Origin of the sequence: Staphylococcus equorum (assembly GCF_029531845.1) — a bacterium.
Lineage (GTDB): Bacteria > Bacillota > Bacilli > Staphylococcales > Staphylococcaceae > Staphylococcus > Staphylococcus equorum_C.
On the sequence record NZ_JAMBPV010000001.1, the window covers coordinates 352,672 to 374,945 of the forward strand.

Consider the following 22,274-nt stretch of genomic DNA (forward strand, 5'->3'; position numbering starts at 1 on the left):
AATCGTTATACTGTTGCTGTGTTTGTTGGTTTACGTAACTTATCAACAGCATTTACTAAGACACTTAATGCTTCTTTTACTTCATCTTCTTTACGTGTCTTCAAGCCACAATCTGGATTGACCCAGAATAGCGAACGGTCAATTTCTTGTAAAGCACGATTGATCGCTTCTGTAACTTCTGATTCAGTCGGGATACGTGGACTATGAATATCATATACCCCTAAACCAATACCTAAATCGTAAGTAATATCTTCGAAGTCTTTAATTAAGTCACCGTGGCTACGAGATGTTTCAATAGAAATCACGTCTGCATCTAAATCGTAGATTGCATGTATGATTTGTCCGAATTGCGAATAGCACATATGCGTATGAATTTGCGTTTCATCAGCCACGGAAGATGTTGCAAGTTTAAACGAATGCACAGATTTATTTAAGTAATCTTCGTGATATTTTGAGCGAAGCGGTAAACCTTCTCTTAAAGCAGGTTCGTCTACTTGAATAATTTGGATGCCTTCATTTTCAAGTGCTAACACTTCTTCATTAATAGCGAGTGCAATTTGATCTTGTACTTCTTCGCGTGGTAAGTCTACACGTTCAAATGACCAGTTTAGAATTGTTACAGGTCCAGTGAGCATACCTTTTACAGGCTTGTCTGTTAAACTTTGTGCATAAAGCGTCTCTTTCACTGTAAGTGGTTTAGCCCATTTCACGTCGCCATAAATGATAGGTGGTTTCACCGCACGTGAACCGTATGATTGTACCCAGCCGAATTTAGTAACTAAGAAACCTTGTAGCTTTTCACCAAAGAATTCGACCATGTCATTACGTTCAAATTCACCATGGACTAAGATGTCTAAACCAATATCTTCTTGAATTTTAATCCAACGTGCAATCTCATTTTTTAAGAATGATTGGTAATCTTCATCTGAGATGCGGTTGTTTTTCCAATCAGCACGGTATTTACGTACTTCTTGAGATTGTGGGAATGAACCAATAGTTGTCGTTGGCAAATCTGGTAAATTAAGACGTTTATCTTGTGCTTGTTTACGCACTTTAAAAGCAGATTGTCTTGAAGTACGTACGCTATCAAAATCGTACTCTAGGTTTTTAAATGATTGATTTTGGAAACGTTCATAACGTGCTTTCAATTCATTATATTTTTCAGCATCATTGTCATTAAATAAGCGTCTCAAAGCATCTAACTCGTCTAATTTTTCAGTAGCGAAACTTAAACCTTCTGCTATTGATTCTTCAAGTGTTTCGTCGTCTAATGATACAGGAACGTGCAATAATGACGCTGATGGTTGAATAACAAGCTCATTTGTATAATCTTGTAACGTGTCGATGAGTTCTTTTTTAGCTGCGATGTCGGCAGCCCAAACGTTACGGCCATCGATAATGCCTGCATAAAGTGTTTTGTTTTTATCAAAATCACCAGCTTTAATTTGTTCAAGGTTAAAGTTATGATCATGAACGAAATCTAGGCCAAGACCCTTAACAGGTAGGCTGTTTAAAAATTGTAGGTTAACGCGTTCGAAATACGTTTGAATCACGATATGATTTTCTAAACCAGCATCAGCAAAATACTCATATGCTGCTCGTGTAATACTTTCATAATCTGCGCTGTCATCTGTCACTAATGCAGGTTCGTCGATTTGAATATATTCCGCCCCAGCATCTTTTAATGATTGTAGAACTTCTTTATATAAAGGTAACAGTGTGTTCACTTTTTCTTCAAAAGATTGGTCGCCGCCTTTAGATAATTTAACAAATGTAATTGGACCTACAATGACAGGATGTGCGTTTACATTTAAAGATTTTGCGTAGTTAAAGCGTTCTAATAAGACATTGTGATTAAGTTTCGGTTCAGCATGATCCCATTCTGGAACGATATAGTGATAGTTTGTGTTGAACCATTTGATTAAGGCACTTGCAACATGTTCTTTATTACCTCTAGCAATATCGAATAATAAATCATCATCTATATTTCTACCTTGGAAACGTTCAGGAATAATATTAAAGAGTAAAGATGTATCAAGGATATGGTCATAAAGTGAAAAATCACCGACAGGAATACTTGATAGATTGTAATTTTTTTGCAGTAATAAATTTTCTTTATGCAAATCTGTTAATTGCTGATGTAATGTATCCAAATCTAATTTTTTAGACCAGTAACCTTCGATTGCTTTCTTCCACTCTCTTTTTCTACCTAATCTTGGAAAACCTAAGTTTGATGTTTTAATAGTCATAATATTGCCTCCTGTTTAGTTGAAGTAATTGATTTTGAATAAGCTGCAAGTTCTAATGTGTAATCTGCTTTTTGGAATGGTGTAATTAAATACAAGCCATTAAAGTATTCATGTACTGTGTCGATAAGTTCTTTGGATAATTTAAGGCTAAGTTCCTTTGTTTTTTCTTTATCATCTTTAACGGCTTCAAATTGTTCTAAAACATCTTCCGATAATTTAATACCAGGTACTTCGTTGTGTAAAAATATTGCGTTATTATAACTTGTTACTGGCATAATACCGATAAAGAAGGGGACATCTAAATGTTTCGTTGCTTCATAGACTTCTTTTATTTTTTCAGTGCTATAAACCGGTTGTGTAATAAAGTAGTGCATACCGCTTTCTAATTTTTTTTCTAAGCGTTTTACTGCACCGTCTAACTTTCTTACATTTGGATCAAAGGCACCTGCGATGTTAAAGTTTGTCTTCGTCTTCAGCGCATCACCATCTGTGTTGATACCTTGATTGAAACGTAACGCAATTTCGGTTAAACCTTTGGAATTTACATCATATACGTTCGTCGCGCCGGGTAAGTTACCGATTTTAGAGGGATCACCTGTAATGGTTAATATTTCATTGATGTCTAGTAGTGATAACCCTAGTAAATGAGATTGTAATCCGATAAGATTACGGTCGCGACAAGTGATGTGTACTAATGGTTCGATGTCGTATTGTTGTTTAATAATACTTGCTGCAGCGACATTGCTAATTCTTACGGTTGCTAAAGAATTGTCTGCTAATGTGACCGCATCGATATTGGCGTCATCAAGTTTTTTGATATTTCTGAAAAATGTGTCTGTGTCTAAGTGTTTCGGTGTATCTAATTCAACTATAATCGTCGGACGTTGTTTTACTTTTGATGTTAGATTCTGAGATTGTTTTGATTTAGATGAAGTACTCGTATATTTTGTGATCGGTATTACATTTTTTTGTGCTACAGGTTTCAAATCAGCTATGGATGATTTAATGAATTGAATATGCTCTGGCGTTGTACCACAACAACCGCCAATGACACGAACGCCTTCGTTGATAAGTTTTTGTGCTACATTGCCAAAATACTCGGCGTTATCGCTGTATTTGAATTGGCTATTTTCTATATCAAGCAAACTTGCGTTAGGGTAGCATGATAAGTATGCGCCTTCGGGTAATTCAATATGTGAGAATGACTGTTGCATATGATGGGGGCCATGATGACAATTTAATCCCACAATATCTGCACCACTTGCCGCAACTTGTTGTAATGCAGTATTAATTTCTGTACCATCTCTTAAATAATTTGTATTTAAAGCAGTGAGTTGCGCAATAATCGGTATATCGTGTTTACGTTTCGTCGCTTTTATAATATTTGTAAGTTCTTCTAAGTCGTAATAAGTTTCAAAGAGCAGCCCATCTACGCCAGATTCTACTAATGTATCCACTTGAATTTCTGTATGATATTGAATGGCAGATAAACCTAAGTCTTCTTGTTTAACACCTCTAAAGCCACCTACAGTACCTAATATGAATGTGTCATCTTTTGCAACTTCTTTTGCGATATTTACTGCAGATTGATGAATTTCTTTCACTTTATGTTCTAAGCCAAAGTCTTTTAACTTTTCAAAATTTGCGCCATACGTATTGGTTTGTATAATATCTGCGCCAGCTTCAATATAAGAACGATGAATGTGTGCTACTTTCTCTGGGTGTGTCAGGTTGTAAGCCTCTGGACAAGTGTCTAGGCCTTCTGAGTAAAGAATGGTGCCGATAGCGCCGTCAGCTACTAATATGTTGTTCTTCAGTTTGTCGATGAGTTGACTCATTGAAAGCCTCCTTAATTGCGTAATTTAAATCTAAAATTAATTCATCTGCAGATTCTAAACCAACACTTAATCTAAATAATCCAAATGTAATGTTACGTTCTTCGCGTACTTCTTTAGGAACTGCTGCATGTGACATTGTAGCTGGGTGTGAAAGGATTGTTTCTACGCCACCTAAACTCACAGATACGAGTGGTAATGATAATGCGTCTACAAATGCTTGTGCTTTTGTTTCGTCTTTTAATCTAAAGCCCAGTACTGCACCACCATGACGTGCTTGGGATAAATGTAATGCATCATTTCCTGGGTAATATACTTCAGCAATTTCATCGCGCTGAGCTAAGAATTCATAAAGTTGCTGAGCATTTTCTACGGATTGATTAAATCTCACAGGTAATGTTTTTAAATGTTTGGCTAAAGTCCAGCTATCGTGGGCGGATAATGCTGTTCCTGTGCCATTTTGTAATAAATACAGCGCATCTGCTACGCTTTTATTGTTAGTAATTGCTACGCCGGCAATAATATCGCTATGACCGCTTAAGAACTTCGTTGCACTATGAACAACGATATCTGCACCAAGCGCTAATGGCGATTGACCAAGTGGTGTCATAAATGTGTTGTCCACTGCGAGCAAGAGTTGATGCTGCTTGGCGATGTTAGCTGCACCTTTAATATCTGTAATTTTGAATAATGGATTAGATGGTGTTTCCACGTAAATCAATTTCGTATTGTCTTGTATTGCGTCTTCTATTTCATTTAGGTTTGTCGTATCTACTGTTGAAAATTGAATGTTAAAGCGCGTTAATATCTGTTCGGTTAGCCTGAAAGTGCCACCATATACATCGTCAGGTAGGATAACGTGATCTCCAGCATTTAAAGTAAGTAATACTGCTGAAATTGCGGCGATACCTGAAGCATAAGCAAATGCGTGACTGCCACCTTCAAGCTTGGCTAGTTTTTCTTCTAATAATGCTCTGTTAGGATTACCACTTCGTGCGTAGTCGTATTTTGCATTGCCACCTAACACTTTTTGATGAAACGTAGAAGAATCATATAAAGGAGGGTTCGCCGAATCATAATCTGTACCTCTATGTGCATCGAATATTACTTCTGTCTCTTTTGATAAACTCATGAAATCACTCCTTGGTTAGATTTTTGTAATGCTTGTACGATATCTTTCTCAATATCTTCATAATTTTCAATTCCGATAGATAGTCTAAGTAAATGTGCGTCAATGCCACGTTTGTCTTTTTCCTCATCTGGCATATCGACATGGGTTTGTGTATATGGAAAAGTTATAAATGTTTCAGTACCGCCGAGGCTTTCGGCGAACAAACAAACTTCTAAATGTTCTAAGAATTTATCAGCTTTATAGGCTTTGTTTAAACGTAAACTCAACATGCCAGTACGTCCGCTATAAAGAACTTTATCAACTGCGTCTAAGTTACTACATCGTTCTGCGAGTAATTTGGCATTATATTCTGAACGATCCATTCTGATGTGTAGTGTTTTTAAGCCACGTTGTAGTAAATAACTATCGAAAGGTGATAGTGTAGCACCAATCATATTGTGTAACTGGGCTAAATGTTCTGCTAGCGTATCGTCATTCACTGTGACAACACCAGCAAGTACATCGTTATGGCCGCCTATATATTTTGTAGCAGAATGTAAGACAATGTCTGCACCATCTTCGAGTGGTGTTGAAAGATAAGGTGTTAAAAATGTATTATCAATAATTGTTAATAAATTGAATTTGTTACTTAAAATATAGTAAGGATCGATATCAACTTCTATCATTTGTGGATTAGATATAGGTTCTATAAATAGTGCTCTTGTATTTTCAGTAATACTTTGTTCCACTTCTTCATAATTAAGGAAGTCTACATATTTGAAATGAATACCGTACTGTTGCTCGTAAAAATCAAAGAGTCTAAATGTGCCACCATATAAATCGAAAGATACCAATATTTCGTCACCAGTCTTGAATAAGTTACAAATAAGTTGAATTGCTGACATACCACTTGAAGTTGCAAATGAAGCGGTGCCACGTTCTAGCTTGGCAAAGGCTTCTTCGAATGCTGAACGAGTTGGATTTTTCGTTCTTGTATAGTCGTAACCAGTCGATTCTCCTAGGTGAGGGTGTTGGTATGCTGTTGATAAATAGATTGGGTTTGCAACTGCGCCTGTATGATCTTGTGACAAAGCAATTTGTGCTAGTTCAGTATTTTTCATAATAGATAACCTCCTTTTAAAAATAAAAAAAGCTTCCGTCCTTTAAACCCGAATAATCGGATGTAAAGGACGAAAGCTTAGCTCGCGGTACCACCTTTGTTTGTTACTCTATCACTAAAGTAACCTTATCCAGTACGCCAAATTGTTGAATAGGCAACATAGACTGAATAGTGCCATCGTATCTTCGTTGGAATTAAAAAACTCATCTTATATGAATAAAATGAGTATTAACGAAATATACGACGTGTGGATTTAATCCAGTACGCCATTTAACAAAATGTTAATACTGTATCGCTATAACGGGCGATCCCGTTGACACCTCATATTGGTATCAACACTCAAAGGCCATTTTCAAACTTTCTTTCCGTGTCTTCTTTCAGCGAACAAAGACTCTCTGTGTCAGCAGTGTAAGTTTTACTTTCCCTATTACTGTGTTTCGTATGTGCAATTCGTATTTGATATACCTAAGATTACACACCAAAATACTTTTTGTCAACAACTTATCTGAAAATTTAGATTAAACTAATTAATTTTTATGTATATTTACTGTAATGAGAGTGATGATATACTGTGAATATATTAAATACGTAAAGATATATTGAATGATGAAAGTAGGTGTACAAAAATCGAAAATTCAAAAGATCATAGATTGCAATTAGAAGAAGATGCTCAAATTCAACAAGTTAGTGTAACGACTATTAAAGCAAACCCTTATCAACCGCGTAAAACGTTTGATGAAGAACGTTTAAATGACTTAGCAAAATCGATTAAACTTCACGGTATTTTACAACCCATCGTATTAAGAAAGACAATTGCTGGTTATCACATTGTAGTAGGTGAAAGACGTTACCGAGCAGCAAAAATAGCAGGGTTAACAGAAGTGCCTGCTATTGTTAAAGCGTTAACTGATGAAGATATGATGGAGCTCGCCATTATTGAGAACTTACAACGAGAGGATCTCAATGTTATTGAAGAAGCAGAAAGCTATCGTCAACTAATGGATGATTTAAAGCTAACTCAACAAGAAGTTGCACAACGTTTAAGTAAATCTAGACCGTATATTGCGAACATGCTGCGTTTGCTACAATTACCAAAAGACGTTTCGAATATGATAAGAGAAGGTACACTATCAGGAGCTCATGGACGTACTTTATTAATTGTAAAAGATGCACAAAAAATGCGTCAAATTGCCAAGCAAGTCTCCCGGGAGTCTTGGAGTGTTCGTTATTTAGAGCAGTACGTAAATGAAAATTATAATGAAAAAAGTACAAAGACCAAAACACAGAAAGCAGCTTCGAAACCTAAGTTTATTCAACAACAAGAAAGACAATTGAAAGAACAATACGGTTCAAGTGTTTCTATCTCTACGCATCATAAAAAAGGACACATCACTTTTGAGTTTAAATCAGAAGCGGAATTTAAAAGGTTAATCCATCAATTAAATAAAAAATATAATAATGAATAAGAGCGCTGAACAAAAATTGTCTCAAGGAAAAACACCTATAAAAACAAACCAAATGCTTATATAGCATTTGGTTTATCTACGTTCTGAGTCGGAATTTTAGATTTCGTCTTTTTAATTTATTAATGTCCAAAAACTGATTATTTTTTATAGACTAATTTACCGTCACAAATCGTTGCTTCAATTAAGTTGTTATCAAGTGTTACATCTTCCTCGAGGGGATTGCGGTTCAGTATGACAAAGTCTGCAACATGACCAACTTTAATTGTGCCTTCGTAGTCTTCTGTATGATTTAAACGTGCTGCATCTGCAGTCATCTTTTTATATGCGGAGCTACGAGATAAACGTTGGTGCGCACCAAGTATCTCACCGTTTTTAGTTTTTCTATCAACAGCAATCTGAATAGATTCTAAAGGAGAAATTGGTGTCACTGGCGCATCAGTATGCAAAGTAAACACCATGTTTTCATCTTCTGCCCATTTCACCGGGTCTAAATTTTGCGCTTTATCGACACCTAAAAAGACGTCACGGTGTAAGTCACCAAAATAATAAACATGGTTTATAAAGAATGATCCTCCAATATGATGCTCTGCCATTTCTTTAATATCTGAACGCGTTACTGTTTGTAAATGTTCGACTCTATTGCGCAAAGCGTTTGTTTTATAATCTACTGTATCTTTATATGCTTCTATTACAGATTGAGCTGCATCATCACCATTTGCATGCGTAATAATATTAAAACCTAATTGCTGAAAATGTTTGAATTTTTCTATCATCACTTCTTGTGACATTAAAGGTTTAGGTGGTGTTGCGCCATCTAAGTAAGTACCTCTAATAGAAGCAGTTTGCAATTGTATTGAACCGTCATTAAAGAATTTAACGCCACCTAGATGACTCATACGGTTACTTTGTTGTTGAAAAGTACGATCGAGTGTTTCAGCATGGATGTCTTTAAATTCAGGATGTTTTTCCAGTAACTCATGTGTAATCACCCAGCGTGTACGGATACGTTGAGGTGTGTTTAAGAACGTTAATATACCTTCATAATCTGTGTAGCCATTACCACCGATGAGTAAATCAGAAGTATTCGTGATACCATTTTTTACATAATCATCAATTGCTAAATTCATACTATAAGCGAAACTATCTGCTGTAGATTTAGGCATTGCTTCTCTTAATTTAACAATCGCTGGCAATTCAATCAGTACACCGTTGACATAGCCCTCAGAATCTCGTTCGTAATAGCCGCCTTCTGGATTATTGTCTGTTAGGTTAATCCCCATAACTTCAAGTGCCTTAGTATTTACAGTAGCCATATGACCAGAGTAATGCATAATCGCAATCGCAGTATCTTGTGAAACTTGGTCTAAATCAAAGCGATTAGGATGACGTTGTTCGGCTAAAGCTTTTTCATTATAACCATAACCTATCAACCACCCGTTGTTAGTTAAGTTATGCTTATTGTCATTAAATTTATTAACTAAATCTGTGATGTTTAGAATGTCAGAAGCAGCACAATCCACCATTAATTTTGTTGATCCATAGCCTGTCGGATGACTGTGCGTATCTATAAATCCAGGGGTAATCCATTGTTGTTCCAAGTCTAGTGCACTATCATCTTCAACGATAGCTTCTTGTGGCATAATGTCGGTGATGACACCGTGATTTAATATTAGCGTGCCTAAAAATGGTTCGTTCTCTTCCATGTCCAAAATCATTGCATTTACTATTTTTGAGATTTTCAAAGTAAAGCCTCCTACGTATCTTTTGTACCCATTACATATACTAATCTTGAAAAAAAGTAATATCAATTGATAACATATTTTTAAATTAAATTTATTAGTTTAAAATATAACTTTTCAAGTATGATAAATTTTAAATTCATGTTATGTACAGTTATTTATTTTGGAAATAGCAAATAGTTACAAATTTATGAATGTTGAATGTGAATTTTCTGTGAAATAAGTTTCAGTTAATTGTAAGTAATTAAAGTTCGTATAATAATGTATATGTATAATAAATTAGGAGGGCCTATATGTTAACTCAAGAAGAGATACAAACAATTAAAGAAACAGTGCCATTACTAAAAGATAAAGGACAAACGATTACATCAATTTTTTATAAGAGACTCTTTGAACAACACCCAGAATTAAAAAATGTATTTAATCAAACAAACCAAAAAAGAGGCTTACAATCTTCAGCACTTGCAATGGCTGTATTAGCAGCAGCTGAGAATATCCAAGATTTATCACCAATCGTTCCAGCGATTATGCCTGTTGTCTACAAACATTGTGCATTACAAGTCAAACCCGAACATTACCCAATTGTTGGTGAAAATTTAATATGGGCTATTGAAGAAGTGACTGGTCTTGAAGACGAAGATCCAATTATTCAAACATGGATTAAAGCTTATGGAGAAATTGCTGATGCGTTTATCGGTTTAGAAAAAGAAGTTTACAGTAACATGGCTTGGGATGGCTTCAAACCATTTGAGGTTATTGAAATCACTGAAGAAACTGAGATTATTAAAGCCTTTACAATTAAATCAGAGGATATTGATTTAAGCCAATTTGTTCCAGGACAATATATTACTGTAGATATTACGAGTGAAAAACTACCTTACCAAGCTAAGAGACACTACTCTATCGTTGATGGTGGGAAAGACTTCTTAACATTTGGAGTTAGAAAAGATGTTACTGAAGAGCATGAAGGTGAAGTATCAACAATACTACATGATGAAGTGTCAGTTGGGGATACATTAAGCTTATCTGCACCAGTAGGTGGTTTTGCTTTAGCGAATAAAGAAAACAAACAATTATTCTTAGGCTCAGGTGTGGGTGTTACACCGCTTGTTTCTATGTATAAAGAAGCAGTTGACGCAGGTTTAGAATCAACATTCATACAATCAACATCTAATGCGCAAAACGTTGCTTTTGAAAACAAATTAAACGATATTTCTAATCAGTCTTCACTTGCTCGTTTTGACACACATTTCCGTGATCAAGACGGCTTTATCGAAGTAGCACAACTACAGCAATATGTTGATAATGAGACAGAAATTTACGTTTGTGGTGGTGGTTCATTCTTAAAAGCAATGATTTCTGAATTACAAACAATCGGTATACCAATGGATAATGTTCATTTCGAAACATTTATTCCAAGACTTAGCTTTTCAGCATAATTATTAGATTAAAGTGAATTTATTTATGAAGTAGCGCCAATGACATTTAATTGTTATTGGCGCTTTTGTTATTTGGTTTAAAAATTAATTATAGTCTTATAATAATTAAAATATAAAAAATATTTTTAAAAATAAGAAATGTTGATATAACGTGCGCTACAACGTTGTTAATGAAAATTACATTATGATAATTATTATTTAAAAATAATTATCAAAAACATTTTAAAGACGCTATGTAAAGCGCTTACATATAGTGAAATTATACTGTCTTCAATGAGAATTATTGTTTAAAAGCACACTTGACATAAAAAATTACAATGGGTAAAGTATGTATCATAATTATTTTCGAATAATTCTAAAGACTGAAAATTATATGAATTTTAAACATAGAACATTAAAGAAAAGGGGATGAACCCGTTAATGTCAGAAGAAAAAATAACATATGAGCACTTTAAATCGGGCGCTTTTAATTCAATAGATATTTCAGATGAAACAAAAGGCGCACGACAGGTTATCGAATGGGCGTATGAAACATATGGTGATTCAATTGTTTATGCTTGTAGTTTTGGTGCGGAAGGCATGATTTTAATTGATTTAATCTATAGTGTTAAAAAAAATGCTGAAATCGTATTTTTAGATACGGATCTCCATTTCCAACAAACATATGATTTAATTGATAGAGTGAAATCTCGTTATCCAGAACTGAATATCAAGCTTAAAAAGCCAGAATTAACGCTAGATGAACAGGCAGAGCAATTCAGTTCAGCACTTTGGAAGAATGATCCTAATCAGTGTTGTTATATACGTAAAATTAAACCACTGGAAGAAGTGTTATCAGGTGCTACAGCTTGGGTTTCAGGATTGCGTAGAGAACAATCACCAAGTCGTCAATTTACAAATTATGTGAACAAAGACGAAAGATTCAAATCAGTGAAAGTGTGTCCACTTATTCATTGGACGTGGGATGATGTATGGCACTATATTAAAAAACATGATTTACATTATAACGAACTACATGATTTTAATTTTCCGAGTATTGGATGTATACCGTGTACATCAGCTGTTTCAACTTCTGGAGATTCAAGAGAAGGTAGATGGAGTAATTCTAACAAAACAGAATGTGGTCTTCATACGAGTGAAAAATCATAATTCAGATCAAGATTCTTTTTTTTACTCCTAATTCTTAGTATACACATCGGATATCTAAAGAATGGAATAACTATTTATTCCATGAATATATTATACATAATATATAGAGCGTTTTTTAAGGTGTTCGATAGGGTTGAAAAGGTTAATTGACCATTTTACAAAAGGTATAAAAACTAAAATGAGGTGAACTTGTGGTGAATTTATCTGTATCAAATAGTCCATTTAATGAGAATCAAGCAGACCAACTCAATCAGATCGTTAGCATTTTAACTACAGAGCAAAAAGTTTGGTTGAGTGGTTATCTATCAGCATATCAAAACACTTTAGTCAGTGATGCTGAAGCTCCACAGCAAATAGCAGAATATGTATTAAATAGTGAGTCAGAAGCCAGTGTTGATAGAACTATTACAGTTCTTTATGGCTCAGAAACTGGCAATGCACAAAGTTTGGCAGAAATTTTTTCAGATCGATTAGTAGAACATAAATATACTGTGAAATTAAATGCAATGGACGAGTTTAAACCCAAAGAATTGAAAAAAGCAGAAGATTTATTTGTGATTTCAGCAACACATGGTGAGGGCAATCCGCCAGATAATGCACTTACGTTTCATGAGTTTTTACATGGTAGAAAAGCTCCAAAATTAGAAGGCTTACGGTATTCTGTACTCGCACTTGGTGATGAATCCTATGAATTCTTTTGCCAAACAGGTAAAGATTTTGATGCTAGATTGTCAGAATTAGGCGGCGAGCGTTTAACAGAAAGACAAGATTGTGATTTGGATTTTGATGATCAAGCAGAAGCATGGATGAATGAAAACATTGAAAGACTTAACCAATCATCAAGTCAAAAGGAAACAGTGATACTGACAGAAACAGTACAGGCTACAAAAGAAAAGCACTACTCTAAGTCGAATCCGTATGAAGCAGAAGTCTTAGAAAACATTAACTTAAACGGCCGAGGTTCTAACAAAGAAGTGAGACATATTGAATTTTCACTAGATGACTATGGTGAAACATATGAGCCAGGCGATTGTTTAGTCGTAGTACCACAAAACAACCCTAATCTCGTGACATTGCTTATTGAAACTTTAGGTTGGGATGCTCAAGATGAGATTACTATTAATTCGAATGGTGACACGCTTACGCTCGAGTACGCATTACGAAACCATTTTGAAATTACTAAATTAACAAAGAACTTAGTGTTAAAAGCAGCAGCACTATTTGAAAATACTCAGCTAACCGAGCAAGTGGAAGATACGGCATGGATACAAAGTTACATAGAAGGCAGAGACATAATCGATTTATTAAAAGATTTTCCGCCAAGTCAATTTGATCCTCAGTCATTACATCAATTGTTAAGAAAGTTACCACCGCGAGAATATTCTATCGCAAGTAGTTACCAAGCAAATCCAGATGAAGTGCATATTACAGTCGGGGCCGTAAGATATGAGGCGCACGAACGTGAACGTGACGGTGTTTGTTCCGTACAATTAGCCGAACGCTTACAACCCGGAGACAGTATACCGATTTATTTGAAGAAGAATCCTAATTTTAAATTTCCATTTAGCGAAGAAACACCCATCATAATGATCGGTCCAGGGACGGGAGTTGCACCATTTAGATCATATCTTCAAGAACGAGAGGAACTTGGGTTAACTGGAAATACATGGTTGTTTTTCGGAGAACAGTACTTTACTACAGATTTTTTATATCAAACGGAGTGGCAAACTTGGTTAAAAGACGATGTATTAAGCAAGTTAGATGTGGCATTTTCTCGTGATACAGAAGAAAAAGTTTATGTGCAACATCGTATTGCTGAACAAAGCGCAACATTTTACGAATGGATAATGAATGGCGCTGCATTATATATATGTGGTGATGAAAAACAAATGGCTAAAGATGTGCATGAAACGATTCGCTACGTATTAGAACAAGAAGGTGGCATGTCTGAAACGGATGCCGAAGCTTATCTTACGCAAATGAAAAAAGAAAAACGTTATCAAAGAGATGTTTATTAAAAGAGAGGCAGGGGTTATATATGGCTGAAACGAATGTAAGTTTTTCTGACAAACTCGATGAATTAGAACGTATCAAAGAGAACAGTAATTATCTTCGTGGCACGATTGTTGAAGGTTTAGCAGATAGAATTACTGGTTCAATTACTGAAGATGATACAAAACTTTTAAAGTTTCATGGCAGTTATATGCAAGATGACCGAGATATTAGAGATGAACGTCGTAAGCAAAAATTAGAACCAGCATACAGTTTCATGATTAGAGTACGTGCGCCAGGTGGTGCGTCAACTGCTGAGCAATGGATTGCGATGGATGATATTGCGAATACTTATGCCAATGGAACAATCAAACTTACGACAAGACAAGCATTTCAATTTCATGGCATTTTAAAGAAAAATTTAAAAAAATCTATGCAAAGTATAAATCAGGCATTACTAGATTCTTTAGCAGCTTGTGGTGACGTGAATCGTAACGTGATGTGTAATCCGAACCCGTATCAATCTCATGTACATAGTGAAATAAATCAAATAGCGAATGACATCAGTCGACATTTATCGCCTAAGACTCAGGCTTATCATGAAATTTGGTTAGATGGTGAGAAAGTATTAGATACGAGTGATGCGGAACCTGAGCCAATATACGGTAAAACGTATCTTCCACGTAAATTCAAGATTGGTATCGCAGTACCACCTTCAAATGATATCGATGTTTACTCACAAGATGTTGGTTTAATTGCCATTATAGAACAAGACGAACTCGTCGGTTTCAATGTAACGATTGGTGGTGGTATGGGAATGAAGCATGGCAACACTGCTACCTATCCTCAAGTAGGTCGTCTGATTGGCTATTTCCCTAAAGCAGAGGTCGTGGACGTTTGTGAAACAATATTAACGATTCAACGGGACTATGGTAATCGTGAAGACCGTACGAATGCACGTTTTAAATATACAGTAGATCGTAAAGGCGTAGAGTGGGTTAAAAATGAATTGAACGAACGTCTTGGGTGGCAATTAGAAAGTGAGCGACCATACCATTTTGACCATAATGGAGATCGTTATGGTTGGACAGAAGGCAGCGGTAAATGGCACTTCACGCTATTTATACAAAACGGACGTGTCAAAGATACGGATGACTATAAATTAAAGACTGCGTTAAGAGAAATTGCCCAAATTCATAAAGGTGATTTTAGACTAACCCCTAACCAAAATTTAGTTATTGCGCATGTCTCTGACAGTGAAAAGCCCAAAATAGAAAAAATCATCTCAGAATATAGTCTAACAGATGGCGAACATTATACAGGATTAAGACGAAATTCTATGGCGTGTGTTGCTTTCCCAACCTGTGGTTTAGCGATGGCTGAGTCCGAACGTTATTTACCATCACTTATTGGAAAAATCGAAGAATTATTAGATGAAGCAGGTTTAAACGAAGAAGAAATTACGATTCGAATGACGGGTTGCCCTAACGGTTGTGCCAGACCTGCATTAGCAGAAATTGCATTTATAGGTAAGGGACCAGGAAAATACAATATGTACTTGGGTGGCGGCTTTACAGGAGATCGATTAAATAAAATTTTCAAAGAAAATATAGCAGAAGCTGAGATTTTAGAAAGCTTAAGACCGATATTAATCCAATATGCTAAAGAAAGAACCGAGGGTGAACATTTTGGTGACTTCGTCATACGTGCAGGCATCGTAGCTGAAGTTAAAGATGGTCAAGCATTCCATAGTTAATAATTTGAGAAGGTGGTGGCAAGATGGGCAAAGTATTTTTAGTAGGAGCGGGTCCAGGAGACCCTGATTTAATCACAGTAAAGGGATTAAAAGCAATTCAACAAGCGGACATTATATTATATGACCGACTAGTAAACAAAAAATTATTAAGTCATGCATCGTCTACAGCAAAGTTTATGTATTGTGGCAAAGACCCTAATCGTCATTCTTTACCACAAGAAGATACGAATAAGTTATTAGTGAATTTTGCGAAAAAAGGTCAAACCATTACAAGGTTAAAAGGTGGAGATCCTTTTATTTTTGGAAGAGGTGGAGAAGAAGCAGAAATTTTAGCGGCGCATCAAATTCCGTTTGAAATTGTGCCAGGGATTACATCAGGTATTGCAGCACCTGCATATGCTGGCATCCCTGTTACGCATCGAGATTATAGTTCATCTGTTGCCTTTGTCACAGGTGTGATTAATAAGAATATAGATAAAGATTCCTATTGGAAACATCTTGCACTCGGACCGGAAACGCTGTGCATTTATATGGGCGTCAAAAAATTGCCGGAAATTAGTGAACTATTGATTAAACATGGACGTCCTAATGATACGCCAGTTGCATTGGTTCAACTTGGTACATCTGAGAATCAAAAGACAGTGGTTGGTAACTTGATGAACATTGTTGAAGTTGCAAAAGATATTGAAAACCCAGCAATGGTTATCGTAGGTGAAGTGGTCAAATTAAGAGAACGTATCAGTTGGTTTGAAGCAGTACAATCACAAGCGCCACTTGCAAATTTAACATATCAATAGAGGAGGTCTTAGTATGCGAGGTGTCTTATATGTCAGCCATGGCAGTAGGGTAGATGAAGCTGTTACAGAAGCCGCGGACTTTATTGAATTAGTTAAAAAGCAAATCGATGTGTCTTTACAAGAAACATGTTTTTTAGAATTAACAGAGCCCAATTTGTCACAAGGTTTTCAACGGTTAGTCAATAAAGGAGCAACTGAAATTTCTGTGATACCAGTACTTTTATTAAGTGCAGGTCATTATTTCAAAGATATACCGAAAGAAATTCAACAAAATCAGGAAAAATATCCACATGTCAAAGTTTCTTATGGAAAACCATTAGGGGTTCAACAACGGTTATCTGGAATATTACAACAAAGAATTGAAGAAACACATATGACACCAAGTATAGATGCGAAAGTATTGATTGTAGGTAGAGGAAGTTATAATCCACAAACACAAAAAGACCTTTCAACAATCAAAACACAGTTACAAGATACAAATAACGAGTTAGATATCGAAGTATGTTATTTGGCTGCGTGTGGACCTTCATTTGAAGAAGCACTTCAAGATGCAGTCAACAAAGGGCATTCACAAATATTTGTTGTTCCATATTTATGGTTTACAGGTATTTTAGAACGTCATATTGCAACAACTATAGACGGCTATAGTGTAGAGAATGACATTGTACTGTGTGCCCGTCTTGGCAACCATAATCAATTACAAACAGCACTGAAAGAACGTGTAGAAGAAACATTTGAAACTGTAAATCAGTAACAGTCTTAATTATTCAAGATAGTAAGGAGTGACATGATGTCATTGATTCCACTCATGATTGATATTACAAATAAGAAAGTCTTTGTAATTGGCGGCGGTAAAGTTGCTGAACGAAGAGTGACTACTTTAGTGAATTATGCCAAGGATATTCATATTATCAGTCCGACTATTAGCGAAAATTTGAAAGATATGTTTCAACGTTCGGTAATAAAATGGAGTGAAAAATCATTTGAGGTTAACGATATACAGCAAGCAGATTTAATTGTTGTGGCGACCAATGACGCATCTACAAACCAATATGTACTACAACATAAACCGAGTCACGCAATGATAAATATGACTGGAGCGGCGACCGCAGGTGATGTGGTATTTCCGAGCATATTACAACGAGGCAAGCTGACACTAAGTATTTCTACAAACGGGGCAAGTCCAGCCCTTACAGCGGAAATACTCGCTGAATTTCAACAACGCTTTACTAGTCATTATGAAGCGTATGTGGATTTTCTATATGAATGTAGACAACGCGTTAAACAGAGTGCGTTATCTTCATTAGAAAAGCAAAGGTTTTTAAAATCGATTTTAGCAGATAGTTATTTGGAAAAGGATAACCAAAAAGATGTGATGAAATGGCTCGATTCACTGAACTAAATACAATTCGGAAGGAGTATGACACATGTATAAGTTATTTATCTTTGCACTTGCAGGATTTCTCGCACAATTGATAGATGGTTCTCTAGGTATGGGATTCGGTGCATCTTCTTCCTCAATATTATTAACTTTTGGTATAGCGCCAGCAATCGCCTCTGCAACAATTCATTTTGCTGAAGTTGCAACAACTGCTGCTTCTGGCACAGCACACTGGAAGTTTGAAAATGTACACAAGCCAACAATGATCAAATTAGCAATTCCAGGTGCAATTGCAGCATTTATTGGAGCGGCGTTTTTAAGTCATATACATAGTAATTTAATTAAGCCATTTATTGCTTTGTTTTTATTAACTATGGGTTTTTACATTTTATACCAATTTTTATTTAAAAAAGACAACCATATACAGAAAGATTCAAGTAAAATAAGTCGTTTTGCTATGATTCCACAAGGCGCATTTGCAGGTTTCCTCGATTCAGTTGGTGGTGGTGGCTGGGGTCCGGTCAATACGCCATTGTTATTAGCTCAAAAAAAGTTAGAGCCAAGATATGCAATTGGTACTGTGTCTGCAAGTGAATTTTTTGTGGCGCTTTCAGCATCAATTAGCTTTATTATCTTTCTAGGTTGGAGTCAGATTAATTTAGGTTTAGTGGTTTCATTGAGTATTGGTGGCTTAATTGCAGCACCTTTCGCAGCTTGGCTTGTTAAAATTTTACCGATGAATATCTTAGCAGTTTGTGTAAGTGGTTTAATTATCTTTACCAATAGTAGTTCTTTAATCAGCGTTTTTGACCCAGCACCAGTAGTATCCATAACAATTAAAGTATCACTTATTGTCATTTGGATTATTTTAATTACGTATGCATTATATCAAAATAAAAAAATATCATTTTCAATTTCGAAAAATAAAGCAAACACGAATGAACTAGATTAAAACATAAAGGGAGTGTATAAGCATGACATTAACAACAGAAACGGTTACAAATACAATTGAAGCACATGGTGGGAAACTCATTAGTAGAGAAGCGGATGAATTACTAAAAAAGGAATTATTAGCTGAGTCGCAATCGCTATCTGCGATTACGCTAAATCCATGGAGTTTGTCAGATTTAGAGCTTATTGGTATTGGTGGATTCAGCCCCTTAACAGGATTTATGAATGAAGCAGATTATAAAAATGTAGTAGAAGACTTACATTTAAGTAATGGCTTAGTGTGGAGTATTCCAATCACTTTACCTGTAACTGAAGATAAAGCGAAGCAACTAGACATAGGAACGCGTGTCGCATTATATGGTGAAGACGACCATTTATATGGCGTACTTGAATTAGAGGAAAAATATAAATACGACAAAGAGAAAGAAGCGCAATATGTATATGGTACTACGGACGTTGACCACCCGGGGGTAAAGAAAGTATATGAAAAAGGTGATGTTTATCTTGCTGGGCCAATCTATTTATTGGATCGACCAAAGCATGATGAATTTGTAGATTATCATTTAGATCCCTCTGAAACAAGACAATTATTCAATGACTTGAAGTGGAAGACAGTAGTAGGATTCCAAACAAGAAATCCGGTACATAGAGCACACGAGTACATACAAAAGGCAGCTTTAGAATCTGTTGATGGGCTACTATTGAATCCATTAGTTGGAGAGACAAAATCTGACGATATTCCTGCAGCTGTACGCATGAAGAGTTATGAAGTCATTCTTGATAATTATTACCCGGAAAATAAAGCACGCTTAGTCATTTACCCAGCGGCAATGCGCTATGCAGGTCCACGAGAAGCGATATTACATGCGACAGTCCGAAAAAATTATGGCTGCACCCATTTTATTGTTGGACGTGATCATGCTGGTGTAGGTGACTACTATGGTACTTATGAAGCCCAAGAACTTATTTCTAAATATGAAGCAGAATTAGGAATACAAATTTTGAAATTCGAACACGCCTTTTACTGCAAAACTTGTGAAAACATGGCAACAGCGAAAACATGTCCTCATGATGCTTCATCACATTTACACCTGAGCGGTACAAAAGTCCGTGAAAAGCTTAAAAATGGAGAATCATTACCTAAAGAATTTTCAAGACCAGAAGTAGCAGAAGTATTGATTAAAGGCCTACAAGAACAATAATTTAAAGGAGCGAAGTGAATGAACACATCTCAGCATATTACATGGCATGAATCAGAAGTTAAAAAAGAAGAAAGACAAAGCCGTAACGACCACAAAAGTGTTTTGATTTGGTTTACTGGATTATCAGGATCTGGCAAATCGACTGTTTCTGTTGCATTAGAAAAAGCATTATTTCAACGCCAGATACATACTTATCGATTAGATGGAGATAATGTTAGACATGGGCTTAACAATAATCTTGGATTTAGTCCAGAAGACCGTACAGAAAACATTAGACGAATTGGCGAAGTAGGAAAGTTAATGGTAGATGCAGGATTAATCACTGTTTCTGCATTTATTTCACCTTATCAAGCGGATCGTGAAACGGTACGTAGTTTATTACAAAAGGATGAATTTATAGAAGTGCATACATTATGCAGCCTCGAGGAATGTGAAGCGAGAGATCCTAAGGGACTGTATCAGAAAGCTAGAAGTGGTGAAATTGCTGGATTCACAGGTATTAGTGCGCCTTATGAAACGCCAGAAACACCAGAAATAGTTATAGATACAGAAAAAGATAGTATCGAGCAATCTGTAAATAAAATTGTTAACTATTTGGAGCTGCATAAATATATTTAACAGATGAACCAAATAGTGTGGTGCGTTGGTTAAAGCATTTAAAAAGATAAAACACGAAAGGGGAATATGGATGGAAGTCTTAAATATAATTGCTTATAGTTTGCTTATTATATTTATCTTAGTAGTGTTTTGTGGTGTTTTCCTAGTAAATAAAGGACAGGATAGAAGTTATTTTATGCTAGAGTTAAAAATGCTTGTAATGATATTATTCACATGCTTTATCGGCTTAGGCATAACATTAACTATTTTGGGTTATTTCGGAAAACTATAATAAAATAAATGACGTAAGTGTATTTATAATTGATCAGTATCTGTATTTAATGTAGATAGTTTTATGGTCATGTTAAATTAATCATGTTATAGTATATGAATTAATTTCTAATAAAATCTTTCTTTGTGTCTACAACAAAATGTAATCATAGCGACATATCGGAAGTAAGGAAGGTTTCAGACATGAATAAATCCATACAAGATATATCTAAAATAGAACTTCATTGTCATCTCGATGGTTCTACAAGTATAGAGTTAATCAAGCAACTTGCTTCTGAACAAAATATAGTTTTAAAAGAATCGCATTTACTTATAAGTGAAAATTGTGAAAGTCTAGACGAATATTTGCAGTGTTTTGATGAAATATTGAAAGTGTTGCAGACAAAAGATAGTCTCAAAAGAGCTGTCGTAGATGTGGCGCAACAGGCGAGCAATGATAATGTAAAGTATATAGAAATTCGCTTTGCCCCGTTATTGCACACTGAACAAGACTTGTCGTTAGCAGATGTATTGGAAGCAGTTGAAGCGGGTGTCCAACTTGCAACAGAAACATTGGATATCAAAATTAATTTATTGATTTGTGCAATGAGACAACATGAAGTGACCGTTAATGAAGCGCTTTTTGATTATCTTAAACAGAGCGATAGTGATGTGGTACGTGGGATTGATTTTGCGGGGCCGGAAGCAGCATTTCCACCAGAAGATATTCGTACTACAATTCAATACGGTTTAGATAAAGGGTTTAATCTCACTTTACACGCTGGTGAATGTGGTTGTATGCATAATGTTATTGAGTCTATTAGATTAGGCGCAAAACGTGTTGGTCATGGTGTGGCCATTAACGAAAATGAAGTTGCGTTACAAGAAATTAAGCGTAACGATGTGATGTTAGAAATGTGTCCGAAAAGTAATATTCAAACGAAAGCGATAAAGGATTTAACAGAATTAAACATACCTTATTTGCTAGAACAGGATATACCTTTTATTATTAACACGGACAATCGCACGGTTACACAAACTTCATTAAATGAAGAATATGCGTTACTGATGAAACATCAATTGATTTCTGTCGAACAAATTGAATTTATCAATTTAAGAGCGATTCAATATGCCTTTTTGTCTGATATTGAAAAAGAAAATTTAAAAGCAGTGATGGTATAATATAAAAAAAGAGAACTTCCAAAAAACTGGAAGTTCTC

General features: G+C 35.5%; 18 protein-coding genes and 1 other annotated feature. Of the genes, 13 read left to right on the forward strand and 5 right to left on the reverse strand.

The annotated features are described in order from the left end of the window. Positions 1-5: 5 nt before the first annotated feature. From metE to M4L39_RS01580, 4 genes are read right to left on the reverse strand one after another with little or no spacing between them, the layout of a single operon-like run. Positions 6-2,252, reverse strand: coding sequence for a 5-methyltetrahydropteroyltriglutamate--homocysteine S-methyltransferase (metE, locus tag M4L39_RS01565; RefSeq protein ID WP_277580562.1), 2,247 nt, complete (start codon positions 2,250-2,252; stop codon positions 6-8). Then, entirely contained in the window at positions 2,246-4,087 is a 1,842-nt protein-coding gene (locus M4L39_RS01570; protein ID WP_277580416.1) for a bifunctional homocysteine S-methyltransferase/methylenetetrahydrofolate reductase, read from the reverse strand. The genes metE and M4L39_RS01570 overlap by 7 nt, the downstream gene beginning before the upstream one ends. Beyond that, a complete protein-coding gene (metC, locus tag M4L39_RS01575) occupies positions 4,041-5,216 on the reverse strand; it encodes a cystathionine beta-lyase MetC (RefSeq protein ID WP_277580417.1) in 1,176 nt (391 codons plus the stop codon). Before metC ends, M4L39_RS01570 begins: the two co-directional genes overlap by 47 nt. Beyond that, positions 5,213-6,316, reverse strand: a complete 1,104-nt coding sequence (locus M4L39_RS01580) for a PLP-dependent transferase (protein WP_277580418.1) — start codon at positions 6,314-6,316, stop codon at positions 5,213-5,215. The genes metC and M4L39_RS01580 overlap by 4 nt, the downstream gene beginning before the upstream one ends. A 62-nt stretch (positions 6,317-6,378) precedes the next feature. Then, positions 6,379-6,755: a binding site (T-box leader), on the reverse strand. A gap of 186 nt (positions 6,756-6,941) precedes the next feature. Here M4L39_RS01580 and M4L39_RS01585 point away from each other — a divergent pair. Further along, positions 6,942-7,781 carry a ParB/RepB/Spo0J family partition protein gene (locus M4L39_RS01585; protein WP_277580563.1) on the forward strand — a complete coding sequence of 280 codons (840 nt, stop codon included), beginning with the start codon at positions 6,942-6,944 and terminating at the stop codon, positions 7,779-7,781. Between the two features lie 137 nt (positions 7,782-7,918). Here M4L39_RS01585 and M4L39_RS01590 read toward each other — a convergent pair whose 3' ends face one another. Continuing rightward, positions 7,919-9,523: an amidohydrolase gene (locus tag M4L39_RS01590; RefSeq protein WP_277580419.1), complete on the reverse strand. Its 1,605-nt coding sequence runs from the start codon at positions 9,521-9,523 to the stop codon at positions 7,919-7,921. Between the two features lie 290 nt (positions 9,524-9,813). On the opposite strand from M4L39_RS01590, the gene M4L39_RS01595 reads away from it, so the two are divergent. From M4L39_RS01595 to add, 12 genes are all read left to right on the forward strand, one after another. Further along, the gene (locus M4L39_RS01595; RefSeq protein WP_277580420.1) at positions 9,814-10,959 is read left to right on the forward strand and encodes a globin domain-containing protein; all 1,146 of its coding nucleotides are present in this window, start codon (positions 9,814-9,816) and stop codon (positions 10,957-10,959) included. 420 nt (positions 10,960-11,379) lie between these two features. Continuing rightward, positions 11,380-12,108 carry a phosphoadenylyl-sulfate reductase gene (locus M4L39_RS01600; RefSeq protein WP_277580421.1) on the forward strand — a complete coding sequence of 243 codons (729 nt, stop codon included), beginning with the start codon at positions 11,380-11,382 and terminating at the stop codon, positions 12,106-12,108. Between the two features lie 194 nt (positions 12,109-12,302). After that, positions 12,303-14,126: an assimilatory sulfite reductase (NADPH) flavoprotein subunit gene (locus M4L39_RS01605; RefSeq protein WP_277580564.1), complete on the forward strand. Its 1,824-nt coding sequence runs from the start codon at positions 12,303-12,305 to the stop codon at positions 14,124-14,126. 20 nt (positions 14,127-14,146) lie between these two features. After that, positions 14,147-15,856, forward strand: coding sequence for an NADPH-dependent assimilatory sulfite reductase hemoprotein subunit (locus M4L39_RS01610; protein ID WP_277580422.1), 1,710 nt, complete (start codon positions 14,147-14,149; stop codon positions 15,854-15,856). Between the two features lie 23 nt (positions 15,857-15,879). Further along, positions 15,880-16,653 carry a uroporphyrinogen-III C-methyltransferase gene (gene cobA / locus M4L39_RS01615; protein WP_277580423.1) on the forward strand — a complete coding sequence of 258 codons (774 nt, stop codon included), beginning with the start codon at positions 15,880-15,882 and terminating at the stop codon, positions 16,651-16,653. Positions 16,654-16,666: 13 nt separating this feature from the next. Beyond that, a complete protein-coding gene (locus tag M4L39_RS01620) occupies positions 16,667-17,407 on the forward strand; it encodes a sirohydrochlorin chelatase (protein WP_277580424.1) in 741 nt (246 codons plus the stop codon). Between the two features lie 36 nt (positions 17,408-17,443). Further along, entirely contained in the window at positions 17,444-18,055 is a 612-nt protein-coding gene (locus M4L39_RS01625; protein WP_277580425.1) for an NAD(P)-binding protein, read from the forward strand. A gap of 25 nt (positions 18,056-18,080) precedes the next feature. Further along, entirely contained in the window at positions 18,081-18,986 is a 906-nt protein-coding gene (locus M4L39_RS01630) for a sulfite exporter TauE/SafE family protein (protein ID WP_277580426.1), read from the forward strand. A gap of 22 nt (positions 18,987-19,008) precedes the next feature. Continuing rightward, the gene (gene sat / locus M4L39_RS01635) at positions 19,009-20,187 is read left to right on the forward strand and encodes a sulfate adenylyltransferase (RefSeq protein ID WP_277580427.1); all 1,179 of its coding nucleotides are present in this window, start codon (positions 19,009-19,011) and stop codon (positions 20,185-20,187) included. Positions 20,188-20,205: 18 nt separating this feature from the next. After that, entirely contained in the window at positions 20,206-20,805 is a 600-nt protein-coding gene (cysC, locus tag M4L39_RS01640) for an adenylyl-sulfate kinase (RefSeq protein WP_277580428.1), read from the forward strand. 70 nt (positions 20,806-20,875) lie between these two features. Further along, positions 20,876-21,076 (forward strand): hypothetical protein, encoded by a 201-nt coding sequence (locus M4L39_RS01645; RefSeq protein WP_277580429.1) that lies wholly within the window; start codon positions 20,876-20,878, stop codon positions 21,074-21,076. Between the two features lie 182 nt (positions 21,077-21,258). Beyond that, complete coding sequence (gene add, locus M4L39_RS01650) at positions 21,259-22,236, forward strand: adenosine deaminase (protein WP_277580430.1); 978 nt, start codon at positions 21,259-21,261, stop codon at positions 22,234-22,236. Positions 22,237-22,274 lie beyond the last annotated feature (38 nt).

What these genes read in the sequence shown, in the direction of transcription:
- M4L39_RS01570 (WP_277580416.1), bottom strand. Translation starts at nt 4,087, where the DNA reads ATGAGTCAACTCATCGACAAACTGAAGAACAACATATTAGTAGCTGAC.
- metC (WP_277580417.1), bottom strand. Translation starts at nt 5,216, where the DNA reads ATGAGTTTATCAAAAGAGACAGAAGTAATATTCGATGCACATAGAGGT.
- M4L39_RS01580 (WP_277580418.1), bottom strand. Translation starts at nt 6,316, where the DNA reads ATGAAAAATACTGAACTAGCACAAATTGCTTTGTCACAAGATCATACA.
- M4L39_RS01595 (WP_277580420.1), top strand. Translation starts at nt 9,814, where the DNA reads ATGTTAACTCAAGAAGAGATACAAACAATTAAAGAAACAGTGCCATTA.
- M4L39_RS01600 (WP_277580421.1), top strand. Translation starts at nt 11,380, where the DNA reads ATGTCAGAAGAAAAAATAACATATGAGCACTTTAAATCGGGCGCTTTT.
- M4L39_RS01610 (WP_277580422.1), top strand. Translation starts at nt 14,147, where the DNA reads ATGGCTGAAACGAATGTAAGTTTTTCTGACAAACTCGATGAATTAGAA.
- cobA (WP_277580423.1), top strand. Translation starts at nt 15,880, where the DNA reads ATGGGCAAAGTATTTTTAGTAGGAGCGGGTCCAGGAGACCCTGATTTA.
- M4L39_RS01620 (WP_277580424.1), top strand. Translation starts at nt 16,667, where the DNA reads ATGCGAGGTGTCTTATATGTCAGCCATGGCAGTAGGGTAGATGAAGCT.
- M4L39_RS01625 (WP_277580425.1), top strand. Translation starts at nt 17,444, where the DNA reads ATGTCATTGATTCCACTCATGATTGATATTACAAATAAGAAAGTCTTT.
- M4L39_RS01630 (WP_277580426.1), top strand. Translation starts at nt 18,081, where the DNA reads ATGTATAAGTTATTTATCTTTGCACTTGCAGGATTTCTCGCACAATTG.
- sat (WP_277580427.1), top strand. Translation starts at nt 19,009, where the DNA reads ATGACATTAACAACAGAAACGGTTACAAATACAATTGAAGCACATGGT.
- cysC (WP_277580428.1), top strand. Translation starts at nt 20,206, where the DNA reads ATGAACACATCTCAGCATATTACATGGCATGAATCAGAAGTTAAAAAA.
- M4L39_RS01645 (WP_277580429.1), top strand. Translation starts at nt 20,876, where the DNA reads ATGGAAGTCTTAAATATAATTGCTTATAGTTTGCTTATTATATTTATC.
- add (WP_277580430.1), top strand. Translation starts at nt 21,259, where the DNA reads ATGAATAAATCCATACAAGATATATCTAAAATAGAACTTCATTGTCAT.